At 50.5% G+C, this 26109-nt stretch carries 21 protein-coding genes; 12 read left to right on the forward strand and 9 right to left on the reverse strand.

The window, feature by feature from the left end:
• Positions 1-31: 31 nt before the first annotated feature.
• Positions 32-1234, forward strand: coding sequence for a THUMP-like domain-containing protein (locus tag BN102_RS01155; protein ID WP_019207215.1), 1203 nt, complete (start codon positions 32-34; stop codon positions 1232-1234).
• 112 nt (positions 1235-1346) lie between these two features.
• On the opposite strand, the gene BN102_RS01160 is transcribed toward BN102_RS01155, so the two are convergent.
• The 3 genes from BN102_RS01160 to BN102_RS01170 are packed head-to-tail and all read right to left on the reverse strand — an operon-like array spanning position 1347 to position 4577.
• A complete protein-coding gene (locus tag BN102_RS01160) occupies positions 1347-1784 on the reverse strand; it encodes a SufE family protein (RefSeq protein ID WP_019207216.1) in 438 nt (145 codons plus the stop codon).
• 2 nt (positions 1785-1786) lie between these two features.
• Positions 1787-2788, reverse strand: a complete 1002-nt coding sequence (locus BN102_RS01165; protein WP_036786896.1) for a M28 family peptidase — start codon at positions 2786-2788, stop codon at positions 1787-1789.
• Positions 2789-2819: 31 nt separating this feature from the next.
• Entirely contained in the window at positions 2820-4577 is a 1758-nt protein-coding gene (locus BN102_RS01170) for a gamma-glutamyl-gamma-aminobutyrate hydrolase family protein (protein WP_019207218.1), read from the reverse strand.
• Between the two features lie 90 nt (positions 4578-4667).
• Between BN102_RS01170 and BN102_RS01175 the strand changes: the two genes are divergently transcribed.
• On the forward strand, positions 4668-5567 hold the full coding sequence (locus tag BN102_RS01175; protein WP_019207219.1) for a phosphate acyltransferase: 900 nt from the start codon (positions 4668-4670) through the stop codon (positions 5565-5567).
• A 10-nt stretch (positions 5568-5577) separates the two neighbouring features.
• Positions 5578-6642, forward strand: a complete 1065-nt coding sequence (gene buk / locus BN102_RS01180) for a butyrate kinase (protein ID WP_019207220.1) — start codon at positions 5578-5580, stop codon at positions 6640-6642.
• A gap of 236 nt (positions 6643-6878) precedes the next feature.
• Here the strand turns inward: buk and BN102_RS01185 are convergent, their stop codons facing one another.
• The 3 genes from BN102_RS01185 to BN102_RS01195 all read right to left on the reverse strand — a co-directional run bounded on the left by BN102_RS01185 (position 6879) and on the right by BN102_RS01195 (position 8888).
• Entirely contained in the window at positions 6879-7196 is a 318-nt protein-coding gene (locus BN102_RS01185; RefSeq protein WP_019207221.1) for a DUF4491 family protein, read from the reverse strand.
• On the reverse strand, positions 7180-7665 hold the full coding sequence (locus tag BN102_RS01190) for an Lrp/AsnC family transcriptional regulator (protein WP_019207222.1): 486 nt from the start codon (positions 7663-7665) through the stop codon (positions 7180-7182). The genes BN102_RS01185 and BN102_RS01190 overlap by 17 nt, the downstream gene beginning before the upstream one ends.
• 92 nt (positions 7666-7757) lie before the next feature.
• Entirely contained in the window at positions 7758-8888 is a 1131-nt protein-coding gene (locus BN102_RS01195; protein ID WP_019207223.1) for an acyltransferase family protein, read from the reverse strand.
• Between the two features lie 230 nt (positions 8889-9118).
• On the opposite strand from BN102_RS01195, the gene BN102_RS01200 reads away from it, so the two are divergent.
• The 6 genes from BN102_RS01200 to BN102_RS01225 all read left to right on the forward strand — a co-directional run bounded on the left by BN102_RS01200 (position 9119) and on the right by BN102_RS01225 (position 15768).
• Positions 9119-9529: a DUF6249 domain-containing protein gene (locus BN102_RS01200; RefSeq protein WP_019207224.1), complete on the forward strand. Its 411-nt coding sequence runs from the start codon at positions 9119-9121 to the stop codon at positions 9527-9529.
• A gap of 5 nt (positions 9530-9534) precedes the next feature.
• Positions 9535-10122, forward strand: a complete 588-nt coding sequence (locus BN102_RS01205) for an RNA polymerase sigma factor (RefSeq protein WP_019207225.1) — start codon at positions 9535-9537, stop codon at positions 10120-10122.
• Positions 10109-10531 (forward strand): hypothetical protein, encoded by a 423-nt coding sequence (locus BN102_RS01210; RefSeq protein WP_019207226.1) that lies wholly within the window; start codon positions 10109-10111, stop codon positions 10529-10531. Before BN102_RS01205 ends, BN102_RS01210 begins: the two co-directional genes overlap by 14 nt.
• 119 nt (positions 10532-10650) lie before the next feature.
• Positions 10651-11175 (forward strand): NUDIX hydrolase, encoded by a 525-nt coding sequence (locus tag BN102_RS01215; protein ID WP_019207227.1) that lies wholly within the window; start codon positions 10651-10653, stop codon positions 11173-11175.
• 9 nt (positions 11176-11184) lie between these two features.
• Entirely contained in the window at positions 11185-14070 is a 2886-nt protein-coding gene (locus tag BN102_RS01220) for a tetratricopeptide repeat protein (protein WP_019207228.1), read from the forward strand.
• Positions 14071-14076: 6 nt separating this feature from the next.
• Complete coding sequence (locus tag BN102_RS01225) at positions 14077-15768, forward strand: TonB-dependent receptor (RefSeq protein WP_019207229.1); 1692 nt, start codon at positions 14077-14079, stop codon at positions 15766-15768.
• A gap of 108 nt (positions 15769-15876) precedes the next feature.
• Here BN102_RS01225 and BN102_RS01230 read toward each other — a convergent pair whose 3' ends face one another.
• From BN102_RS01230 to BN102_RS01240, 3 genes are all read right to left on the reverse strand, one after another.
• Positions 15877-16740, reverse strand: a complete 864-nt coding sequence (locus BN102_RS01230) for a head GIN domain-containing protein (protein ID WP_019207230.1) — start codon at positions 16738-16740, stop codon at positions 15877-15879.
• Between the two features lie 75 nt (positions 16741-16815).
• Positions 16816-17784 (reverse strand): phosphatase PAP2 family protein, encoded by a 969-nt coding sequence (locus BN102_RS01235; protein WP_019207231.1) that lies wholly within the window; start codon positions 17782-17784, stop codon positions 16816-16818.
• Entirely contained in the window at positions 17775-18785 is a 1011-nt protein-coding gene (locus tag BN102_RS01240; protein ID WP_019207232.1) for an NAD-dependent epimerase/dehydratase family protein, read from the reverse strand. Before BN102_RS01240 ends, BN102_RS01235 begins: the two co-directional genes overlap by 10 nt.
• Before the next feature lie 195 nt (positions 18786-18980).
• On the opposite strand from BN102_RS01240, the gene rnr reads away from it, so the two are divergent.
• The 3 genes from rnr to BN102_RS01255 all read left to right on the forward strand — a co-directional run bounded on the left by rnr (position 18981) and on the right by BN102_RS01255 (position 26080).
• Complete coding sequence (rnr, locus tag BN102_RS01245; protein ID WP_019207233.1) at positions 18981-21128, forward strand: ribonuclease R; 2148 nt, start codon at positions 18981-18983, stop codon at positions 21126-21128.
• A 438-nt stretch (positions 21129-21566) separates the two neighbouring features.
• On the forward strand, positions 21567-22853 hold the full coding sequence (locus BN102_RS01250; RefSeq protein ID WP_035456691.1) for a Gfo/Idh/MocA family oxidoreductase: 1287 nt from the start codon (positions 21567-21569) through the stop codon (positions 22851-22853).
• A 26-nt stretch (positions 22854-22879) separates the two neighbouring features.
• Positions 22880-26080, forward strand: a complete 3201-nt coding sequence (locus BN102_RS01255) for a 3-keto-alpha-glucoside-1,2-lyase-like domain-containing protein (RefSeq protein WP_036787067.1) — start codon at positions 22880-22882, stop codon at positions 26078-26080.
• Positions 26081-26109 lie beyond the last annotated feature (29 nt).

Below are 26109 nucleotides of genomic sequence, written 5' to 3' on the forward strand. Positions count from 1 at the left end.
TATTACCCCATTACCGTCTACGGAACCAAAGATGAACACGATCGAGACATTGCGATTTGTAAAGGAACATGTACACGATGACGTACATGCTCTTGCGCTTCAGAGCGACAAGTATCCCGATGTCGACATGCCGACCGTCCTTACTCAAATAGAAGGACGACAGACCGCCAAGATCAAACTCCCTTCTTGGTATCAAACGGATGGCATACTGTATCCGCCGCATCTCTCGATGGAACAATGTTCTTCGGAGCAGACGGCCAGGTACAAAGCTTCGTTGCTTAAAGGAAATACGTTGGTGGATCTGACCGGAGGCTTCGGAGTCGATTTCTCGTTCATGGCACGTCGGTTCCGTCAGGCGACTTACGTCGAACGGCAAACACATCTCGTCGAACTGGCCGAACATAACTTCAAAACGTTAGGCTTGACCGATAAAATCACGGCGGTAGCATCCGATGGAGTAGATTATCTTTACCAGATGCCACCGGTCGATGTCCTCTACCTCGATCCTTCAAGACGGGACAGACGCGGCGGCAAGGTAGTCGCCATGAACGATTGCGAACCGAATATTTCGACGTTAGAACCGCTTCTGACGAAGAAAGCGAAGACAACCCTCGTGAAACTTTCCCCGATGTTCGATATTTCCTTGGCCATGAAAGCGTTGAAACATATCAGTGCCATCCACATCGTTGCCGTGAACAACGAATGCAAGGAATTGCTGCTCGTCCTCGAAAAAGGCGTTCGCTTTGCATATGCGCAGATTCCGATCCGTTGCGTGAATCTGACAAAAGAAGGAATTCAGTCTTTAGCGTTTACCGAACAGGAGGAACAGGCTGCGAACTGCCCTTATGCCCGAGCGATGAGCCGTTACCTTTACGAACCGAATGCCGCCCTGATGAAAGGCGGCGCTTACAAGTTGCTTGCGCAGCGCTATGCCGTCCGAAAATTGCATGCTAACAGTCATCTTTATACCTCTTCTGCCCATGTGCCCGATTTCCCCGGAAGGAAATTCGAGGTAGAAGCGGTCTCCGACTTCGGGAAGAAAGCACTGAAGCATTTCTTGAAAGATACGGATCGGGCGAACGTAACCATCCGTAACTTCCCCACGTCGGTAGTCGACTTGCGAAGGAAGCTGAAACTTAAAGAAGGAGGCGACATCTATCTCTTCGCCACCACGCTATCAACCGAAGAAAAGGTACTGATTAAAGCTATTCCCGTAGCCGACGGAAGGAGTTGAAATATGGCGGATTTTAACAATTCCAACGAATAAACCGGTGGGAAACGGCAACAAATTCAGAAAGACATAAGCAGAACGCTTCGGCTGGCGCAGCAAAGGCCCCGAAACGGCATCAGGCATTCTCTTCCGCCAATTTCGCTTCGAAAGCCAGGGCATACCTCCGCATTTGTTTCACCATGGCAAGCAGGCCGTTGCTGCGGGTGGGAGAGAGATGTTCGCTTAAGCCAATCCGGTCGATAAAGTACAAATCCGCATTCAGTATTGCGTTGGGAGTGTGACCGGAGAGCACTCGGATAAGCAGCGCGACGATTCCTTTGACGATCAGCGCATCGCTTTCCGCTTTAAAGAGAACCTTTCCGTCCACCAAGTCGGCCTGCAGCCAGACCCTGCTTTGACATCCGTCGATCAGATTCTGCGCCGTCTTGTATTTCGGGTCGAGGGGTTGCTGTCCGTTACCCATGTCGATAAGCAACTGGTACTTATCCATCCAGTCCTCGAAACCGTCGAACTCCTCGATCACCTCCTCCTGCAGTTCGTCAATCGTCTTCATGCTCACTGTTCCTTATAAATAACGTTCATCACCGTCTGTCCCACGGCTTTCAAGGTATTTACGTCGATGTGGCTCATGTCGTCTTCTAAAGTATGCCATGTAGAGCCGAACGACGACTGGCGGTTGTCGGGTTCGTAATGAATGATGTTCACGCAGGGGATGCGGGCGAATCGGTAAACGTAGTAATGATCGTCGGTGACATAGCCTCCGTTGCGTTTGACGAAATAGTTGCCGTAGCCGGCTCTCTCCGCTTCTTTCCAGATACGCTTCATCGGGGTCGATGCGGTTTCTTTCGAAAAGCCTTCGTAGTAGAACGTCGCCCTCTTCCCGCCGACCATATCCAACAAGATTCCGAAGCGGGCTTTGTAATCGGCCACATGCGGACGCCTTGCCCAGTACTGCGCCCCCAGGCACCATGTATCCTCCTTGTTATCTTTTTCGAATTGCGGGGTTCCGTAATCTTCCGCATCGAAGAAAATGATGTCGATTCCCAAAGCAGGTTGCTTCATGCGTATCTGACGGGCGATTTCGAGCAGGATGCCCGTGCCGCTGGCTCCGTCGTTCGCTCCGACGATGGGGGTGCGATGATTCCGTTCGTCGGGATCGTTGTCGGCATAAGGGCGACTGTCCCAGTGGGCACAGAGCAGGATCCGCTTTTTCTTTTCCGGGAGATAGCTTCCGATGATATTTCGGGCTTTCAATATCGTTCCGTTCCATGCAACGAGGTCGGCTTGCTGGACGATGACCTTGGCGCCGTATTTCTCCAACTGTGCGGCGAGGTAGGCTGCGCAAGCCTTATGAGCTTCGGTATTCGGCACGCGGGGGCCGAAGTCGGTTTGCGCTTTGACGAAGACGAAGGCGCTGTCGGCATTAAAAGTCGGGACGGGAATTTCCTCTTTGGTACCTTCTTCGGTTTGCCGAACCTTATGGCTGTTGGCACACGAGACAATGGCGACGAGCAAGAAGGCGACCGCCGATAAGAACAGATATTTGGTCATTCTCATAATCGCTTGAATTTGATCGATGCAAAGTTAATCACTTTCCTTGTACTTCTTTCATGACACGCAGAAAGTTTTCGCCCCATATCAACCGGATATCGTTTTCGGCGTAACGCTCTTTCAGCAGCATCTTGGTAAAGTTGAGGAGTTCGGAGGCACAGGCGCAGCCGACGATACCGCCGTCGCCGTCGAAGTCGGTTCCTACGCCTACGTGTTCAATACCCATCACGCTGACCATGTGATTCAAATGATGAATGGCGTCCATGACGGTGGCTTGCCCTTCGGTACGAAGGAAGCCGTTGTACAGCGTCACTTGGGCGACGCCGCCTTTCCTCGCTAACGCCCTTAGCTGATCGTCGTCCAAATCTCGCGGATGGTCGCACAGCGCGCGGGCGGAAGAATGGGAGGCGAGAATCGGTTTTTCGCTGATATCCAGCGCATCGTAGAACGTATGGCGCCCTGCATGGGAAATATCGATCATCATGCCGACCCGGTTCATCTCGCGGATCGTCCGTTCTCCGAAAGCCGTCACGCCCACCTCCTCGTCGTTATATTTCGCCGAGCCGCAGATGAGGTTGTTTCCGTTATGGCAGAGCGTCATATAAATCACTCCGCGCTTGCGGAAGCGTGCCACGTTCCGGATGTCCTTCCCGATGGCATATCCGTTTTCTATGCCTACGAAGACAGCTTTCTTCCCGGCATCTTTCAACCTGCGGACGTCTGCGGGCGTATAGGCAACGTCCACGGAAGTTTTATTCTTTTCTACCATCGCTTCGATCTCGTCGAGGATGCGATCGGCCTTTGCCGTCGCCGCCTGCAATTCTTCGTCGTCCAGGCCCAACTGTTCCAGGTAAGCCACCATGACGACCGCGTCGAGCATTCCTTCGGACATTTTATGGAGGTCGACGAGAATCTTTTTATCCCTGCTCCCGAAGTCTACGTGCCGGTCGAAGCACATGGGGGTGTCGCAATGGGAATCCACGGTGAGGATCCTTCGGTGCAGCCGTTTCGCCTCTTTGAAGACGGAAGCTTCCTCAATCAGCCAGCGGAAGAGGGGCAGCATCGCTTCGTCGCCGGTCAAGACGAAACATTCCGGATGCCATTGCACGCCGAGCATGGCCTTGCATTCGGCGGATTCGATCGCCTCGACGATGCCGTCGGGAGCTGTCGCCGTCGCTCGGAACCCCGGAGCTATACGGTTTATCGCCTGATGATGAAAAGAGTTGACGGGGAGCCGCTCCGTGCCCATGATACGAAACAGCAGACTGTTCCGTTCGATATCGACCGTGTGCGAGGCGGAAGCACGGTCCAACTCCTGCCCGTGCTTGATAGATGTCCCGTCTCGTTGGGAATAGATGTCCTGATATAACGTCCCCCCCATGGCGAAGTTAAGAATTTGAACGCCTCGGCAGATCCCCAGGATCGGGATCTGCCGATCGGCGGCCAGCCGGGTCAGCAGCAATTCCTGCCGATCCCGCCGGGGGTTGATACTGTGTAATTCTTTTATCGGTTCTTCGCCCATGAAAAGGGGATTGAGGTCGTCTCCGCCCGTAAGGATGAGCCCGTCGATCGAATTCAGCGTATCGACCAACGCATCGTCGTCTTCGAAGGGAGGAATGATGAGCGGCGTACCTCCGGCCTTCAGAACGGATGTGTAATATCCTTCTGCAAGTCCGCATTCATTGTCATGATAATTTCCCGTCAGACCGATGATCGGCGTTCGCCGGCGAGGGTTGAAATGTCGGTGCATTTGGTCATAAGCAATGGAAATATCAAATTGTCGGACTGTTTTCATAAGTTAAATTTTTCATTTAAACTACGCAAAGATAGGTATAAATTCAGATTTATTTTTCATATTTGTCAAAAATCTAATGATCACGGATGGATGAAAAATTTTAGCCAACTCGTAGAAGAAATCCGAAAGGTTCGGAAAAGAATCGCGTTGATTTGCCCGAACGATGAACATTCCTATTATATCGTGGAGCGCTGTTTGAAAGAAGAATTAACCGATTTCCTGTTGATTGTCGAGAGATCGCATCGTGCTCATGGCGAAGCGTTGCGTAGCCTGTCCCCTGCTCACGTTCAACTGTTCGAAGTCGATTCCCTGGAGGAGGCCGCCCGGAAAGGCGTGATGTTGGTTCACGAAGGGCAGGCCGACGTATTGATGAAAGGTTTGATCAATACGGACATATTGCTTCGAGCCGTATTGAATAAGGAATACGGCTTGCTTGTTGAAGGGGGGATCTTGTCGCATGTGGCTGTCGCCGAGATTCCTTCTTATCCCAAATTGTTATTTTTCTCCGATGCGGCGGTCATCCCCCGTCCGAACCTGAAACAATTCGACGCCATGCTTCGGTACGATATAGACGCATGCCATCGGTGCGGCATAGCAACGCCACGGGTAGCCCTGATTCATTTTACCGAGAAAGAGCATGCGAAGTTCCCGCATACGCTGGATTACGTGGCGTTGAAGCAGCGTGCCTCCGAAGGCGTTTACGGCGATGCGATCGTGGACGGTCCGATGGATGTGAAGTCGGCTTGCGATATCTCGAGTTGCCATGACAAACATATTCATTCTCCCATCGAAGGGCAGGCCGACGTATTGATCTTCCCGAACATCGAATCGAGCAATGTCTTTTACAAGACCCTGACCCTTTTTGCAGGTTCCAGGATGGCGGCCGTTTTGAGGGGCACCGCCGTGCCCGTGGTCGTCACCTCCCGTGCCGATAGCGGTTTGTCCAAGTATCACAGTTTGGCGTTAGCTTGTAAAATAGGAGATAGTTAAGCAAGATGGTATGAAGATATTTGTCATCAATCCGGGATCGACCTCCACCAAGATCGCCCTGTACGAAGATGAAAAGTCGGTATGGGCGGCGGGTACTCATCACCCGGCCAAAGAACTGGACCGATTTAAGAGTGTGATCGATCAATACGAATACCGAAAAGATTTCATTTTACGGGAATTAGAAGAGTCGGACATTCCGCTCAAGTTCGACGCCGTCATCGGGCGAGGAGGGTTGTTAAAACCCACGCAGAGCGGCGTTTATCCGGTTACGGAACGCATAAAGCACGATCTGATCCATGCCTGGCTGCAGCATGTGTGCAACTTGGGCGGCTTGATTGCCGACGACTTGGCGAAGATGTGCGGTTGTCCCGCCTTCATCGCCGATCCGGAGGTGGTGGATGAATTTCAGCCAGAGTCCCGTCTGACGGGGTTGCCCGAAATCCGCCGCATTTCCATCTTCCACGCGTTGAACAGCAAGGCGATATCCCGAAAATATGCAGCCTCCCTATCAAGGCCTTATGAGAGCCTGAACCTGATCGTCGCTCACTTGGGAGGGGGGATCTCCGTAAGTGCACACCACCACGGAAAAGTGATCGACGTGAACAATGCCCTCAACGGCGAGGGGCCGTTTTCGCCCGAGCGAGCGGGCACGCTTCCCGCCGATCAGTTCGCGGAACTTTGTTACAGCGGGAAATACGCCTTGACGCAAATAAAAAAGCTCCTCAACGGAAAAGGCGGCCTCATCGCCCATCTGGGAACGAACGACATTCCCACCATTACGGATCGCGCAAGCCAAGGGGAGGAACCCTACCGCTCGGTGTTGAACGCGATGATCTACACGGTAGCCAAGCAAATCGGCGCCATGTACATCACCCTGTACGGCGAAGCGGATGCCATCATCCTGACAGGCGGAATCGCACACAGCGAATACTGCGTGGAAATGCTGAAAAAACGCATTCATTACTTGGCTCCGGTAGTCGTAATGCCGGGCGAGGACGAGATGGGCGCCTTGGCTTTCAACGCGCTGGGTGCCTTGCAGGGGAAGTTGCCTCTGCAAGAATACCATCCGGATTAAAACGGTTCCGGCATGCGCCCCTCGGCACGGAATTCGGTTTCCGTAGCAAAGGCAGCTCCGTTTCATGCTTATAAAAAAATGTTAACATAAGTACGTTAACAAATTTTTATGCCTACGAAATATTGGTTTCATGCCTATGAAATTTCCCACGCACAGCTACGCCTTACAAAACCGAAAGCGCAAAGGCGAATGTTTTCACAGATTCGCCTTTGCGCTTTTCATGGCTTCCCGCCCTCTTACTGCCCGTATTCCTTCCGGCGCTTGGGGTTCATCGGGAACCAGCCTTTTCGTACCCGTTCCCGCTGGTCGAAGACTTCTTTGATACTCCAAAAAGAAGAGAAGGCGAAGACGCCTAACAAGGAAGATAAAGCGATGCTCTCGACAAACAGGCAGGTAACGATCCCCGCAAGCCCCAGGAAGAGGAAAAACCACCAGCAACACACGCCGAAATAATATTCGGCTTTGATCACGATCGGGTGGAAGAGGCCGATGATGAGAAAGGTACAGACTCCGATGATCAATCCGTCGAAATGGAAATTACTTAGCGTTTCCATCCGGCTCTTGGATATAGTTAATAGGTATTTCCCGTTTAATGCTCTGTTCCAGCGAAATCAACGTCTCGGTAGCGGTAACGCCCGGTATCTCCTGGATCTTCGAATTCAATAAATCCATCAAATGTTCGTTGTCGCGAGAGTATAGTTTCGTCAAGATGGTGTAGGGCCCCGTCGTGAAATGACATTCTACTATTTCCGGAATTTTCATCAGTTGTTTCACAGCTTCTCGGTACATAGAGCCTTTTTCCAATTTTATGCCGACATAGGTGCAGGTGCGGTACCCCAAGCTCTTAGGATTTACGACGTATCCGGAACCTACGATAACGCCCAAGTCGATCAGCCGTTGAACGCGTTGATGGATTGCGGCGCGCGAAACGCCGCACTCAGCCGCTACATCTTTAAACGGAATACGCGCATTGAGCGTAATGATCTCTAAGATTTTCCGATCTAAATTATCAATCTTCTCCATGATAAATCATTTTCATTTTGTAAGCAAATATAGCGTTTTTTTTCATTCTTCCTGCGAAAAGAAGAAAAAAAGTACATGGTTGCCGCCGTCTTTCATACTTTAAGGAAGATACGCTTCCTGTAGAGAAAGTACAGGAACAACCAGCAGACAAGCGTGTAAAACAACTCTTTCAAGGTAGGTTGACAAGTTTGAGGGAATAATTTTACGAAGCCGCCGAACACCTTCTCGGAGGTATAACCGAAATGGATAAAGGCTTGGGCCAAGTAGATGGTGATGGAGTTCATCCCGATCACCACCAGCGGGAAAGACCACTTGCGCAGGTTGCAAACGTCGATCAGGAAGTAAAACAGGGCGAACATCAGGACGGAATACGCGCCCACCACGCAGACGAAAGTGCTTGTCCACAATTTCTTATTGATCGGGAAAACATGGCTCCAAAGCAGCCCGACCACGAGCAATACCGCCCCGGCCGCCACCATGTAAAGCACTTTCCGACCCTCGCTCACGTCGTTTCTCTTTACCCATTCTCCGGTCAGCATGCCCATCAAAGCCGTGGCGATAGCCGGAATGAGGCTGAGCAGGCCTTCCGGATCGAAATTCCCTTCGTAGAGCCTACCCGGCAGCAGCAGACGATCGATGTAACCCGCCAAACAGCCGTCGTGCGAGAAAGGGTCGGCCCCGGCCGCATCCGGCGCACCGATCATGCACAAGCCCCAATAGCCGATCAGAATGCCGCCCGTCAGCCAAATCCGGACGACGGTCTTCGTACGGATGAAGATCAAGGCGGCGAACATCCATGCCAGCCCGATACGGGCTAAAACACTGGCATAACGCTGATTCACAAAATCGAGCGTGGTCAGGAAACCGTTGTATACGACGCCTAAGAGAACCAACACGAGGCCCCTTTGGATGATCTTGCGATAAATCTCGCCGCCCGTTTTCCCCTGCGCTCGTTGCTTGGCATAGGAAAAAGGAAAAGAGATGCCGGCGATGAACAGGAATAACGGGAAGATCGTATCGTGATGACGCAGTCCGTTCCATGAGGCATGCTCCATCTGTCGGGCAAGCCCTTCGAAAAAAGGCGTGGGGAAGAAATGAACCAAGGTAGCCAGCAGCGCGGCTCCTCCCATAATAAAAAACATATCGAAGCCTCGAAGGGCGTCTAACGATTGCAGCCGTTGCGGCAGTTTTATGTCTTTGGTATCGACCGTTTTTCTTTTCATATTCGTAGAATTTATGGATTCAGCGATACAAAAATAATAAATTTCGCAGGCAATCTGCGAAATCCGAAAAAAAATCCTCCACCGAAGTCTTACGGCCGAAGGTAACACGGCTTTTCCGAAATCTCCGCTGCCTCAGAAAATTTTTTTCTGCAAAAAAAAATGTGCTTTTTTGTACTATTTTTGAATGCGATACGTCAAATCATGTAGAAATAAAACCTTTAAATGATAGAATGATGGATTGGATAGAACAACCTTTATGCTTGCTGATTATTTTCGGCGCCATTTATGCCGTATTCGAACTCTTCGCTCGACGCGGAGAACGTAAGATGTTGATCAGCAAAATGGCGGAGATCTCTTCGGAAGACGCCAAAGGCGTGATAACCCCTTATTTGGGATTATTCGGCCGCCTCCAGCTCCGAATGCGAAGAAATGCTTCTTTGCGATGGGGGTGTATCCTGTGGGGCATCGGTCTGGGCCTGCTGATCGGTTTTTACCTGAATTACTACTACGAGCCGGGTACCTACGAAGCCAAGAGCGTAGTGTATACTTCGAGCGTCTGCCTTTTCGGCGGTATGGCTTTAGTTATCTCTTATCTAATAGAACGAAACGAGGAGATTAAAGGCACGCGGAAAGAGATCTGATTTCGATGAAGACGGACGAGATGCAACTGATTAGCCGTATCCTCTGCGGACATACGGAGGATTACGGCTATTTCCTCGATACGTACGGCCGAGAAGTCTTCGCTATCGTGGCCAGAATCGTGATGCAGCAGGAAGACGCCGAGGAAATCACCCAGGATGCATTCGTCAAAGCCTTCGCTCATTTGGACTCCTTCAACGGGCAGTCGTCGTTCTCGACGTGGATATACCGGATCGCTTACAATTGCGCCATTTCTTCGCTGAGGAAAAAGCGGAAAGATCTATTCCGTTACGATGAAGACGACAAACTGTTGAACAGCATTTCGGACAATATGGCGGACGAGGTACTGTCGCCGGCCGACGACGACGACCGAATCGCCTTATTGGAAAAGGCGATCGACCGATTGCTGCCGGAAGACCGAACGCTCGTCATGCTTTTTTATTATGAAAACCGCTCGTTCAAAGAAATTGCCTACATCCTGGGAAAATCCGAAAACGAAATCGATCAGGCGGTGAATATGTTATCTACACGACTCTGCAGGATACGAAAGAAACTTTATGTCATGATAAAACAAGATAGAAATGAAAATGGATAAAACGATGCGACACGCCGACGAACAGACAGCGGGCATGCGAAGCCGCGACCTGGCATTGCGAGAGGCGCTGCGGCGGAAGCTGGAATCGGGGAACGCGCTGAAATGTCCGACCAACCTGTCGTACTTGACCATGCGACGTATCCAGGAAAAGAAATCGTCGGAGACGAAACGGATCCACCTTCTCGAGGCCGCCTTGCTCTTCCTGGTTTCGGCAGGAGGAATCGCGGCGCTGGTCTTGACTTGCACCCCGTTCTTCGAGGAATTTTTCCACCATTCCTTCAAGCAGCTTGCGCCTTCGGTAGACGCGATCCCATCTAATCCGACGCTCTGGGCGATGACCTCCGTTTGCCTCTTGTTCTTCGTGGGGTTGAACACCTTGCTGCGCCGTTATTTCGGGAAGAAAGACTGAGAAAGCGTCTTCGTTTTTTCTTCCCGTATTCGGAGAGTTCGTAACAAAGCTGAATAAACCGGCTTAAATTTGTTTCCATCTCCTATTTGCACTATCTTTACATCCTAAAAAGACGAATCATGCATCCATTGGACTTATTCAGCCATTGTCCCAAGTGCGGTTCTTCCCTGTTCGAGGAACACAATGCGAAATCGAAGCGATGTGCCGATTGCGGCTTCACCTATTATTTCAATCCCAGCGCTGCGACCGTCGCCTTCATCCAAAACGAAAGAGGAGAGCTGCTGGTCTGTCGCCGCGGAAAGGAACCGGCAAAAGGCACCCTGGATCTCTCCGGCGGTTTCATCGACATGTACGAGACGGGCGAAGAAGGAGTCGCCCGCGAAATCATGGAGGAAACGGGACTACAAGTAGCACAGGCCGTCTACCTGTTTTCTCTTCCCAATACCTATTTGTATTCCGGGTTTCTGGTTCATACGCTGGACCTATTCTTCCTTTGCAAAGTGAGGCAAGCCGTCCGCCTGGAAGCGAAAGACGACGTAGCCGACGCCTTTTGGATGCCTTTGAATCAGATCCATCCGGAAGCATTCGGGTTGGAATCCGTTCGAAAAGGGATAAAGCGTTTTATGGCAGAACATCTTAAATAATATGGAGATATGAGGAAAAAGATTATAGGAATCATGCTGTCGGCATGCCTTTTCGCACCTGTTTCCGCTCAGCGGGATACGGGCGGAGAGACTGCTTTCAGGCAGTTGGAAAAAGAATATCGGTTAGGCGTACGGAATTCGGTCGCAGCATGGGAAGATTACTTGGAACAGTACCCCGATTCCCGCCATACCAACGAAGTGCGGGCTTATATCGGGTCTACCTATTATCAGGCCGGGCGATACGGAGAAGCGATCGCACAGCTGAAAAGCTGCGATATCGAACACTTGGCGGACGACCGGCGGGAAAAAGCTATCCTGCAGCTGGCCCATGCTTATCTGAAAGACGGCCGTATGCAGGATGCCAAGGTATGGTATACCCTGCTGCAGGATATCGGCAGACAGTATCGGGACGAGGCGGCGTATAACCTGGCTTATATCGCTTATCGCGAAAAGCAGTACGATAAAGCTTTGGAAAGTTTCCGTTCTTTACAGAACAATAAAGCTTACGAGGCATTGGTCCCATACTATATAGGCGAAACGCTGTTGGAGAAGGGAGATTACCGACAGGCTCAAGCAACGGCGGAGGATTATTTGCAGCGTTTTGCCGGAGAAAAAGACGAGGCAGAGATGAAACGCATTCTCGGAGAGGCGCATTTCGGGCAGAACCGATATCAGCAAGCCGTGGCCCCGTTGGAACAGTACTGCTCGGCCGTCGGTCGGCCGCAGCGGAAAGCATTATACGATTTGGGTATGAGTTACTATCAGAACGGCGCCTATTCAAAAGCCGCCGCCGTGTTGGGGGAAGTCGCTTCGACGGACGATGCCTTGACACAACATGCTTATCTGAACAGAGGATTGGCTTATCTGAATCTGAAAGAGCGCAATCAGGCCCGTATGGCGTTCGAGCAAGCCTCGACAAAAGATTACGATAAGGAGGTGAAAGAACAGGCTTTATACAATTATGCGCTATGCGTTCATGAAACAGCTTACTCTCCGTTTGCGGAATCCGTAACGGTCTTCGAGCGTTTCCTGAACGAATTTCCGAATTCGCCCTATATCGGAAAGGTTCAGGATTACCTGATAGAGGTATATATGAACACCCGAAGCTACGATGCGGCTTTACGATCGATAGAGAAGATCGAACATCCGGGAGAGCGGATGATGGAAGCCAAGCAAAAATTGTTGTTCCGAAGGGGGACGCAATCTTTCGCCAATTCCGACTTTAAGGGAGCGATCGATTACTTCGACCGGTCGTTGACCATCGGTCGGTATCAGGAAAAGACAAAGGCGGATGCCTATTATTGGAGAGGAGAATCGCACTATCGGTTGGAACGCTATGCGCAGGCGAACGATGATTTTCGGCAATACCTCTCGTTAGCAACCGATAAGCACAGCGCGGAGTACGGATTGGCTTTGTATAACTTAGGATACACCTGCTTCAAGCAGAAAAACTATGCCGAGGCGTTGGCGTGGTTCAACCGGTTTGTCGCCGACGGCGCAACGGCCGAAAAATCGATGCGGGCCGACGCGCATAACCGGATAGGCGACTGTAACTTCTACGAGCGCCGGTTTGACGTGGCCCGTCAGCATTATAATCGCGCCCGCGACATCGATCCCGCTCTGGGAGATTATTCGCTATATCAGGAAGCATTCGTGCAAGGCTTGCAACGGGATTACACCCGGAAAATACAGACGTTGAACAGCTTGTTGAAGGATTACCCGGAAAGCCGATATGCGGACGAAGCCCTTTACGAACAGGGGCGAGCGTTTGTTCAATTGGAAGATAATGCCCGTGCGATTGAACGATATCAGTTGCTGGTCGATAAATTCCCGGGCAGCCGTATGGCGCGGAAAGCATCCAACGAGATCGGATTGCTTTATTATCAGGACGACAACTATCCACAAGCCATCCGGGCTTATCAGAAAGTAATCCGCCAATATCCCGGCAGCGAAGAAGCCCGATTGGCTCAACGCGATTTGAAATCCATCTATACAGACATGAATAAGGTGGACGAATATGCGGATTTCGCCGCCGCTATTCCCGGCGGCGTGAACTTCGACACGAACGAACGGGATTCTCTTACCTTCGTCGCAGCGGAGCGGGTATACATGAAAGGCGATACGACGGAAGCCAAAGAAAGTTTTACCCGTTATCTCCAATCGTTTCCCGAAGGAGCATTCTGTCTGAATGCAAACTATTATATCGGACTGATCGATTACAATCAAAAGCGGTACGACAGCGCTTCCTTGCATTTGGATAAGGTTTTGGCCTATCCGGATAACAAGTTCTCGGAAGAGGCCATGGTCATGAACGCCGAAATAGCGTCCGACGAGAAAGATTATGAAAAAGCCTTATCGATTTACAACCGGTTGAAAGAGAGGGCGACAGCTCCGGAACGCCGGCAGGACGCCCTGTTAGGTGCACTGCGTTGCGCCGCTGCATTGCATGATGCGAAAGAGACGATCGCTGCGGCAGGCGATCTGTTGAACCAACCGAAATTATCGCCCGAATTGGCTAACGAAGCCCGTTTCGATCGGGCAAAGGCCTATTCAGATGCCGGAAATACGGAAGGCGCCGTCGCCGACTGGAAAACGCTGGGCACAGATACGAGGAATGTCTATGGTGCAGAAGCGAAATATCGGCTGGCTCAGGCTTATTTCGATGCCGGCCATGCGGACTCCGCCGAGCAAGAAATCCTCGACTATATCCACGTCAGTACGCCGCATGCTTATTGGCTGGCGAGAAGTTTCATCCTGCTCTCGGATATCTATATGAAATCGGGCAGGGAACTGGATGCCAAGCAATACCTCCTGTCTTTGCAACAGAATTACCGGGCAAACGATGATATTGCCGAGATGATCGCAAGCAGATTGAATAAGTTGGAAAATAAATAAAACCAGATGAAAATGAAGAAACTGATGATAGCATTGATCGGATTATCGCCGTGGATTACGCTGTATGCGCAGAAAGATTCGGCATTGCATCGGACGATCGTGGTCGAGAACGAATACAATCCCACCGTCATGGACGCTTCGAAGATCAACGTGCTCCCTATAGTGGAGGAGCCGACTCTCGCCAAGAAAGAGGCGGAGTACGCCACGGCTTGGAGGAAAATTGCTGCATGGGATCGCGAACCGATGGTTCCTATAGAGAGTCGGAAGAAGACGGAGACCGCCAAAAGAGGCTATTTGAAAGCAGGATACGGAAACTATGGGAACGTATGCCTCGGGACGGGATATCTCTGGGATATGACTAACGCAGACCGATTAAAAGTCGACTTCGCATTGGACGGCATGAACGGGAACATCCCCAACAAGGGGTTCGGACGCAACGGCCATTGGGGAGCGAGACATTACACGACCGATGTCAAAGCCCTGTACAATCATCTATTCGCCCCTGTGAGCCTAAACGCAGGCGGGAACTATACCTCGCAGACGTTTACCTATATGGGCGTAAAGCCGACGGATGCGCTAAGTTGGGATAATCGGTACCGGCAACGGCACACGGCGGGCGATTTCTTTGTGGACGTGGCCTCGCGCGATAAAGAACTTCCTTTCCAATTCAGGCTTCAAACAGGATTTCAATATTTCGCACAGAAGCATAATCCCTTGGAAATATCGCATGAAAACGAAAACGGCCGGTCCCCTTCCGAAAACGACGATACCGCCGAAAAGAAAATACATGCCACGGGAGATGTCTGGGCGGAATCGGCTGAAAAGCAACAGATCGGCATCGCATTCGACGTGGATCATCTGCGCTATTCGAACAGCATCATGCACAATTACACCTCCGTATCGCTGAATCCTTACTATACGCTGACCGACGATGTCTGGAGATTGAGATTGGGAGCGCATGTAGACTGGTTTCCCGGAGAAAAGGAAGGAGTCGACGCCGCACCGAATGTGAAAGCCGAATACATCTTTTCCGACAGTTTCATACTCTATGCCCATGCCGATGGCGGACGTCAGTTGAACGAATACCGGAAATTAGATGGAGTTTCTCCTTACTGGGTATTGAAAACGTGGTTACAGCCTACTTACACGCGGCTCGATGCGACAGTAGGACTCCGTGCCGCTCCCCTGAACGGACTTTGGTTCAACATTTACGGCGGGTACCGTATTCGCGCTCACGAAACGTTCGCCATTCCCGAACTGATCAACCGTTCCTACTACGGCATCGTCTTTTTACAGGATAAGGCCAAAGTTCCTTACGTGGGTGCAGCATGGAAATACGGGTACAAAGATTGGTTCGAGGTGGAAATGAATGCCTCTTATTTCGACTGGAACATCGAGGGAATAACCGGCTACGAAGACGAGCATGTCTATGCCGGCAAATCCAAGTTCATTTTCGATATCGATGCCAAAGGGAAGGTTTATAAAGGATTGACTGTCGGCGGGGGCTTTTACTATGTGAAGCGTTGCGGCGATTTCTTGAATGACGTGAACGATTTGCACGTCGGTGCCGATTATGAATTCTTAAAGCATGTAGCCGCTTTCGCCCGCATTCACAATTTGATGAACAAAGCGTACGATATGATCGGTTATCCGCAGGAAAAGCTGAACTTCCTCGTAGGTATGAAACTCCGTTTTTAGCCGGATACGACATTTCGTTCCGCCCTCTTGCCCCCGCCGGCAGACATGCTGCCTACACCTGAAAACGAATTGAAAACGCCAGCAAACACTTTGCCGAGAAGAAATATTTCAATCTCCGATCTTATGCAAGCCGCGCTGCTTGTGGGAAGTGGTGATTTGCGGATTTCCCCTGTAACTAATATCGCCGCTGCCGCTCCAATGAGTTGTCAGATGGTCTACGGCGTAGCAGTCGATGTCACCGCTGCCACTCACCTCGGCCATTACCACTTTCACCCGCAAGTTCTTGGCATTGATATCCCCCGAGCCGGTTACACCGTATTGCGCTTCCGCCGCGTTTCCCGCCAGTTCGATATCGCCGCTGCCAGTCACTTTCGCTTTAACCACGTTGGCCTCGATCGCAGAGAGCGTGATATCGCCACTGCCGGTCACGCCCAACCGAAGTTCTTCACACTTAGCTTCTTTGACCGTGATGTCACCGCTGCCGGTTACATGCAGCCGGAAGTCCTTGCACGTAACCGCTTCGGTGAAGATATCGCCGCTGCCGGTCACCTCAAACGTCAACGGGCCGGCAAGGGCGAAATCGCGAGTAAAGCGGATGGTTCCCGAGCCGGTTACCGAAGCATTGCCTATCATCGGAGCAGATACGTGCAACTCCATCTTATCTTTGTTTCTGCGCAAGATATTGACACCTTTCTTGACGCCGACAATCAAAGTCTCGCCTTTGACATAGACCTCCAAATAGTCGATCACATTATCGCTGGCATACAGTTCCAACTGCTGCTTGTCGGAAGAAGGCGTGAAGATCACGTCACAATTGCCTCTCAACGAAACGGCGCTGAACGAACCGACTCGTACGGTCTTCGTCACATAATTCAAGTTCGGTCTGATACCTCCTGCATAGATACAACTGTTGAAGATTGTCATGGTTGTAAGAAAAAGGACGGTTTGGAATAAATGATTGGTTCTTTTCATCTCGATTATTTTTTTGTTCCTGTTTATTAAACTCGCAAACAGGTAGAAATGTTACATGAAAAATACAATTAATTATTAATCCATCATAAAAGCAGCGGAAATAAACCACTTTTTATACATGACGGTGGTGATCTTATAAATGATCACGGCCGTCACCCATCCCGCCACGACATCGATGAAATAATGCGCCTGAATATATACGGTTGCACAACAGAGCAGTACGTAAAAAGGAAGCAGGAAATATCCCAAACTCCGCTTGGCCCTGAAAGCCATGATCATGACAATGGTCGATATGCCGACATGCGAACTCGGGAAAGCGGCGGTAGGGCGCTCGCCCACCTCCTGCGAAGCCTCGACCAAATTGTAAAAAAAGCCGTGATCAAAGCCTGGCCCCGGTAAGAGGATGGAGTTGTTATTAAAGTAATCGCCTATGGCCGGAAAAACTCCCACGTTCACTTTATCCATCCCGATGGCTGGAAAATAAAATTGAGGCCCGGCTACGGGAATCAAGATATAGATGAAGTAATATATGAAAAAAGACGTGACCAAGACGAAAGAAATCTTTTCAAACCACTGAAAACGATATAGAAAATAATAAACCGTCACCACCGCAATCATCGGATAGTAACTGACATACCCCAAATTAAAAGGTTCGCTGAACCACATGGAAGGGAAGTATCGGGAAAACTCGACAGAAGGCTGGCAACGGAAGAGGAATTGTTCGGTGGAAGCGAAATAACAGTCCATATTGGGAAAGAGCCGGTTGAACTCGTACGTATCCGGATACCAATAAGCCAATAACGACATCTGAAAAGCGACGCGGAGAAAGGCGGTCAGTTTACAGGGAACTTTTCGGTAAAGGAAGACAAAACCCAACGTGACGGCGGCGATGCCCGCCCGTTCGATCAACATCCGAAAGGGGTGGTCGAGCCGGTTGAACAGCAAGAGGATCAACATAGCAGTAAGGGCATTGTATATCAAGCTAATGCTCTCCACAGCGAAGAATCCTTTCACCTCTAACCTTTTGAACAAATTCAGATCCATCCTTCTTCTTTATACCACGAAACAATCTCTTTTACCCCTCGTTCCAACGGGTATTCGGGGGTGTATCCCAGTTCGGTCGCAGCGGGGGTGATGTCGCATTGCCAATTACGTTGTTTCATAATCTTGTATTTATCCCGATTCAACGTACTGACCTTTCCCAAACAACTTGCCGCGAATTCCGCCAGCCACGATATGGCTTTCAGCACGAAGAGCGGGCTCTTTATGCGAATCACCCAAGGGTTTCCCAACTCTTTCCGCAGATAATCGGAAAAAGAACGACCGGTATATACGTGACCGTCCGTCAAGCAATAGGTCCGGCGAACGACTTTCTTTTCGACGGCCTTGTATATCGCCTGCACCAAGTCTTTTACATATACGAAGGTGATCAACTGTTTCTTGAAACCGACCGAGAAGTCCACATGGTTTTTAATCGCTTTGACCATCAGGAAGTAATCCTTCTCGCGCGGGCCATATATCCCTGTGGGACGGAAGATGATGTAAGGCCAACCTTTCCGGGAAGCGATAACATGTTCCGATTCCAGTTTGCTCCTGCCGTAGGCCGTATCGGGTTGCGGCTCGTCGTTCTCCCGGATCGGCCGGTAATCCTTTTCATGGATCGGCCCAAACACGCCCAAGGTGCTGATGTAAATGAATTTCTTCGGTACCATATCCAATGCCTGCAGCGCCTCGACAAAGTTTTTCGTACCGATATGGTTAACCCTCTCGAAGTCTTCCGTACGCCGGCATTTGGTAATACCGGCGCAATGAACGATATAATCCCAGCCTCCATGCGCTTTCTTATGTGCGGAGAGTTGTCGGGTCAATGCGTCGAGATGAATGAAATCCAGTTCGACGAATCGGATGCGCTCATCTTGCAAGTACTGCCGAGTGCTGGTCTTTCGTATTCCCGCCCACGTCAACATTTGCCGACGTAAACCTTCTTCAATCAAAAAACTGCCTACGAATCCGCTTGCACCTGTAATTAGAATCTTCTCGTTCATTGAATTATGCGCTATCGTGGGGCAAAGATAATGTAGAGAAAAATAAAAATCAAAGATTTTTCATTTTCTTTTCAGAAGATCGTTTCGATTTTAAGCAAGCGTTTTTTCGTACTCTTTGCTGAAAAAACGCAATAGAAAGAATTGGCATTCTAATAATTTCGTTTACTTTGCAAACGGAAAATAAAATACTTCGCCATGAGCAAAAGCAGAGAAAAGAAAGCAGGGAAACGAATGACCAAAAACAACCTTGCCGACAAGCTGAACAACTTCTTTATCGCCCGACCGGATAAAGTCGTCGGTTTAACACAAATCAACCGCGAACTTCACTTAGCAACGCACCCCTTGAAACGACTTTGCTTCGAGATACTCGAAGAAATGGCCGACAACGGTTTTCTCAAAAAAGCGTCGAGCAACGAATATATGCTAAATACCCACGGACAGGTGCTGACGGGCACCTTCCAACGCAAGAGCAATGGCAAAAACATCTTTCTTCCCGAAGACGGGAGCGAACCCGTCATGATCGCCGAACGCAATTCGGCCCATGCCATGAATAACGATCAGGTGAAGATCAGCTTCTTCGCCCGGCGCCGCAATCGTGCACCCGAAGGGGAGGTGATCGAGATTTTGAAACGGTCGAATAGTACCTTCGTGGGCACGCTGAAAGTGGATAAGCATTATGCGTTCCTGTTGACCGAAAACCGCACCTTAGCCAACGATATCTTCATCCCGAAAGAAAAGCTGAAAGGCGGGAAGACCGGCGACAAAGCGATCGTCAAAGTGATCGAATGGCCGCAAGAGGCAAAGAATCCTATCGGGCAGGTCGTCGATATCTTAGGCAAAGCCGGCGACAACAATACCGAGATGCATGCGATTCTGGCGGAGTTCGGTTTGCCTTACGTCTATCCCAAAGCCGTAGAAAAAGCGGCGGACAAACTGCCAAAAACGATCTCGAAGGAAGACCGTGCCCAACGGGAAGACTTCCGCCACGTACCCACGTTTACTATCGACCCGAAAGATGCGAAAGATTTCGACGACGCCTTGTCCATCCGTCGATTACCTTCGGGGCTCTGGGAAGTCGGCGTGCACATCGCCGATGTCACTCATTACGTGAAGGAAGGAACCCTCATCGATAAAGAAGCTTTCAAGCGCGCCACGTCCGTCTACTTGGTCGACCGCACCGTCCCGATGTTGCCGGAAAGTTTATGCAACATGCTCTGTTCCTTACGTCCGGACGAAGAAAAACTGACTTTCTCCGTCGTCTTTCAAATGAACGGGAAAGCGGAAATATCGAACTCCCGCATCGTTCATACGGTCATTCGGAGCAATCGTCGCTTCTCTTACGAAGAAGCCCAGCAGATTATCGAAACAGGCGAGGGCGATTACAAGGACGAGCTCCTCGAATTGAACAAGTTAGCCCGGATTCTGCGTAAGAACCGGCTGGCAAACGGCGCGATCGATTTCGATCGTATCGAGATGCACTTCGAAATCGACGAGAAAGGCAAGCCCGTCGGCGTATATTTCAAAGAATCGAAAGAAGCGAATCAGCTGATCGAAGAATTTATGCTTTTAGCCAATCGCACGGTTGCCGAGCGCATCGGAAAGGCACCGAAAGACAAGAAGACGAAAGTGTTCCCGTATCGTATTCACGACGTTCCGGAACCCGACAAGTTGGAAGGGCTGAACGCCTTTGTCAATCGCTTCGGATATAAAATCCGCACCTCCGGCAAACGAGGCGAGATCTCGAAATCGCTCAACCGCCTGTTGCGCGACGTAAAACACAAAAAAGAACAGAACCTGATCGAAACCGTTTCGTTGCGAGCCATGCAAAAAGCACGGTACTCCATTTACAACATCGGACACTACGGACTCGCTTTCGATTATTATACGCACTTTACCTCTCCCATCCGCCGGTATCCGGACATGATGGTCCATCGCCTGCTCACCCGGTATCTGGGCGGCGGACGAAGCGTACAGGCCGACAAATACGAAGAGTTCTGCGAACATTGTTCCAACATGGAACAGACGGCGGCCAACGCCGAACGCGCTTCCATCAAATACAAAGAAGTGGAATACATGAGCGAGCGCATCGGACAGGAATACGAAGGCACCGTTTCGGGCGTCACCGAGTGGGGGTTATACGTGGAAATCAACGAAAACAAATGCGAAGGAATGATCCCGATGCATTGTCTGGACGATGATTATTACGAGTTCGACGAAAAGAACTATTGCCTGGTCGGACGCCGGCATCGCCACAAATACAGCTTGGGCGACACCGTAAGAATCAAGGTCAGCCGCGCCGACTTGGAAAAGAAACAACTGGATTTCGACTTGGTGAAGGCATAGCCGAGGGTATGCAAAAATGAAAGTTTGGCCCCCAAAAAAACGAGCTGCGCGTACGTGTCGACGATACGCCTAACGTACGATCGGAAAGACGGAATCCGATATGTGCACCAAATGTCGAATCGATCGCCATCAATACGGACGGATCGGGCATGTCCGTCGAGGAAGCGAAAGATAAGACCGGCCGGTACGAACTGAGTGGAGAGAACTTTCGTTACCTCATTCATCAGACTCCGCTCTCGAGCGTAAAGGCGGACACCGTTCCGGAAACGTATTATTTCTTCCCGATTCAACAAAGTTCCATCGACCGGAACAGCAAATTAAAACAAAATAATAATTGGGGTGGTTCATTTAATTCCGCATTTAGAATAATTTATCTATCTTTGCTAAAACATGATGCGGATAATACCGAAAAACATTTTACTCTTTATAATTATAAAAATGACAACAAACAGACGAACATTTCTCAAAGCGCTCGGAGGAATTGGCCTATTTACCATTGTTCCGCGTCGCGTGTTAGGAGGGAACAATCACATCCCCCCCAGTGATCAGTTAACAAAAGGCATTATCGGTGTCGGCGGCATCGGAAAGAGTTCTTATCACTTCTCCAGCGATAGCAAATGTCGCTTGGTGGCAGTGTGCGATGTAGACGAGAATCATGTGCGGCAAGCTGTCGACTTGGCAAAAAAGAAATTCAACGAGTCGGTACAAACCTATCATGATTTCCGTGACCTGATCAAAGATCCCGACGTGGATGTCGTCCATATCGCGACTCCTCCGCATTGGCACGCCCTGATGTCTATCGAAGCGGCCAAAGCGGGAAAAGATATCTGGTGCGAGAAACCGATGACGCGCACCATCGGCGAGGGGAAACGGGTTATCGAAGCTGTCAATCGCTATAAACGCATCTTCCGTTTAAACACGTGGTTCCGTTTCGAGGATACGTTCTACGGATTAGGCACGACCGTTCAACCTTTAAAGAAACTGGTAAATAGCGGCTTATTAGGCTGGCCGTTGAAAATCGTCGTTTCCGGTATAACAGGATTTGCCTGGAAGTTCTACTGGGTAGGCAAAGAGAATTTGCAGCCTCAACCCGTCCCGAAAGAGCTGGATTACGATATGTGGTTAGGACCGGCTCCATACAAGCCTTATAACATTCATCGCACCCATCAAACTTTCCGCGGGTATTGGGATTATGACGGAGGCGGACTGACCGATATGGGGCAACACTATCTGGACCCGATACAATACTTGTTAGGAAAAGACAACGACCTGCCGGTGAAAGTCGAAGTGGATGCCCCTCAGCAACACCCCGACGCCGTGGGTATCTGGCATAAGATCACGTATACTTACGCCGACGGATGTCAAATCGTTCTCGAAGGGGAAGGTTTCGAGAGCAAAGGCGATACCCCTTATATCGAAGGCCCGAAAGGAAAAGTATACAAAGGCTTTCGTTGTACGATTCCGGATATCATGAACAGATTGGCCGAATTCCCCGATCCGGAACCCCAACGCACCGATTTCTTCGAATGTATTAAAACCCGTCAGAAGTTTGCGTTAAATGAAGAAAACGGACATCACAGCTGCACGCTGGTCAATATGGCTACCGTCGCCTTGCGCTTAGGTCGTCGGGCATTAGGTTTCGACCCGGCGACTCAACTGTTTATCGGGGATGATGCTGCTAACGCATTGATCGATCAGCCGATGCGCGGCCCATGGAAGTTATGATGTTTCACACAGAAAAGAATAAAAAAATGAAAAGATTAAGTATATATTCCATCGCTTTACTGACGTATCTCCTATCGTTCAGTTCAGCAGCTTTCGCCCAGTTGGACAGCCGTAACCGTACGACCGAAACCATCATCGCCGATAATCTGGCACAATTGCCGACTCAGAATCCCGAAACATACAGCCAAGTGATCGGCGAACTGGCCGATACCGGTTCCGAAGGCCTGCTGTCGATTATCCAGATGTTAGTCCCTGCCGACAAAGGAAAGAATGCCACCTTCGAATATGCTATCAGCGGCATCGTCAACTATGCGACAGCACCGGAAAACGAAAAATACCGCGAAGGCGTACGCAAAGCGTTGATCACCGGATTGGAAAACTGCACGGATAATCCCAATAAAGCTTTTCTTATGACCGAACTCCAGCAATGCGCCACTTCCGCCGACGTATCCGTCTTCGAGAAATATCTTTCGGATCCTTATCTGAGTGCTTTCGCGGAAAGGGGGTTAAAAGTAATACCCGGCATCGACGATGAAGTAATTCGCTTGATGCAGCAGGGATCGACGTCAAAAGAAGCGTTGGCGAATATCGCCGGCTTCCGCAAGCTGAATGCCGATGCCGCAGAGCCGATTCTGCTCTCTTGGGTAAAAGGCGCCGACGAGAAGACCCTCTCGGCCATTTACCCCGCATTGGCCGTTTGCGGCACCGTCAAGTCGCTGAAAGTATTGAAGACGGCGGCTCAACAGGCTGTTTATCCTTCCAATGCCATAGACGCCTATCTGACGCTCTTACATCGTTTGTCGGCAGCAGGCCGGACAAAGATCGCAGCCAGAGAAGCCCAGGAACTGTGGAAGAAGAACGAGCATACCTTCATCCAAGATGCAGCCTTACAAATCCTCATGAAATCGGATAAAGCCCATATCGCTTCCTATCTCTTATCCGCTTTGACAAGCGGCGATAAGGATCTCCGCAATGCCGCCTTGAGCAATGCAAGCGCCTATGCCGATCCAAACATCTATGAAGCAGTCGTCTCGAAATTCACTGCACTATCGACAGAGGCGCAGGTGGATGTGATGAACTGGTTAGCCGACCACCGCGTATCTTCTCAGATTGATGCGGTAGTCCATGCCATCGGTTCTCCCGATAACGACTTATCGAAAGCTGCAATCCGGGCGGCCGGCATCATCGGCGGACAGCAAGCGCTGAACGCTTTGATCGGCCAATTGGGCGGGAAGAATGCCCCTGCGGCCAGCGTTGCGCTCATGGCGTTCAACGGCAATATCAACGACGGTGTGGTAAGCGCGTTGAACGGTCATGCGGCAACTCAGGTTCAAGCCCTGAAACTGGCGTCGGCCCGTAAAATGTATCGCACTTACGAGAAGGTTGTCTCCTTGTTGAACGCTTCGGATCCCTCGGTCAAAGAGGCTGCATACGATGCACTCGGCGGAGTGGCAGGGCCCGACCATTTCAGTGCGCTGTGCAGGCTGCTCGAAAAGGGCGAAAACGTTCCGAAAGTGCAGGCTGCGGCCATGAATGCGATCAAGACGCTTCCCGGCGACGAGCAATGCGAGTTGATCGACCGGCAGTTAGACAAGACTTCCAACCCGACATTCTATTATCCGTTATTGGGGCAGGCGGGTAACCCTGCGGCAATTCAACAGTTATTGACGGCTTACCGCAACGGGAATCATACGGATGCGTTGAACGCTTTACTGCAGGTCGACAATCCAGAAATGATCGAAGTGCTCTATCGCTTAGCGAAAGAGGCCGACACTCCCTCCAAAGACGGTATACTGAACAGATATCTGACACTGGTCAACGCGTCTGCGGCCAATCATGACTGGAAATTCGGCCTTTACCGTCAAGCCCTCGAGCTGCATCCCTCCTTGGCCGTAGAGAATAAGCTGATCAATGCCTTGGGCACCACCAGAACACTCCCGGCATTGATGCTCATATCCACCTACTTGGACAACAGAGCTACGGCTGTTCAGGCCGCCTACGCCATAAAAGATATTCTCGGGAAAAATACGGATTTACTGGGAGGCTCGTCGGTAAAACAAATGCTGACGAAGGCCCGACAGATCTTACGCGGGGAGCAGGACGCCGATGCAGGCTATGCGGTCGACGAGATCGACGGACTGTTGGCGAAAGTCGCTCCGGAAGGTTTCGAACCTGTCGCCGTCACGAATGCGACGGGGCAGAAACCTTTCAAGTCGACGAAAACGTACGAAAATGTCGAATTCTACATCGATTGGAAATCGGCAGACGCCGCCGTGCTGGCTGTTCGCTCGATGCCGGCTGTCAGTCTGAGTCCGTCGGAAGTCGTGTTCCTGCACGGCGAAGGTAAAGCTGCGGCCATACCGGGCGAATGGAACACCTTGTACGTAAAAGTGTTGAACGATCGCCTTTTCGTCAAATCGAACGGAAAAACGGTCGTAGAGAATGCCGTTTTGAAAAATACTCCCGACACGAAGCCCATCCGCACGGAGGGATTGATCGAATTCGCCACGGGAAAAAGAGGCGAAGCGGAACTTCGCAACCTTTACATTCGCGAACTTCCTGCTACGCCGGTATTCACTCTTTCCGACGAGGAAAAGAAAGCCGGTTACGTGGTTCTTTTCGACGGACGTTCTCTGGAGAACTGGCAAGGAAATCTGACGGCCTATGTCCCTGAAGACGGCAATATTTACGTCTCAGCCAATTACGGAGGTTCAGGCAATCTCTATACGAAAAAGAAATACAGTGATTTCATTTATCGCTTTGAGTTCTGTTTCGCCGTCGAGGGGGTAAACAACGGCATCGGCATCCGTACGAATATCGGATCGGATGCGGCATACGACGGCATGGAGATTCAGGTTCTCGATCACGATGCGCCCATTTACAAAGGGTTGCACGATTATCAGCAACATGGAGCAGTATACGGCATTATCGTCCCGAAACACGTGAACTTCGGACCGCTGAACACCTGGCATACGGAAGAAATCCGTGCCATCGGCGATCGTATTACCGTGATTGTCGACGGCGAAACGATCACAGACGGCAATATCCGCGAAGCCTGCCAAGGGCATAACGTGGCGCCCGACGGATCGAGCGAAAACCCCTATACCGTAGATCATAAAAACCATCCGGGCTTATTCAACAAGGACGGTCATATCAGTTTCTGCGGTCACGGCGCAGGCGTTAAATTCCGTCATATCCGGATTTTGGACTTAAGCAAGAAGAAATAAGGACACGCTTTGAGAAAGAAATAGCGTAA

The organism is Phocaeicola abscessus CCUG 55929 (assembly GCF_000312445.1).
Taxonomy (GTDB): Bacteria; Bacteroidota; Bacteroidia; order Bacteroidales; family Bacteroidaceae; genus Phocaeicola; species Phocaeicola abscessus.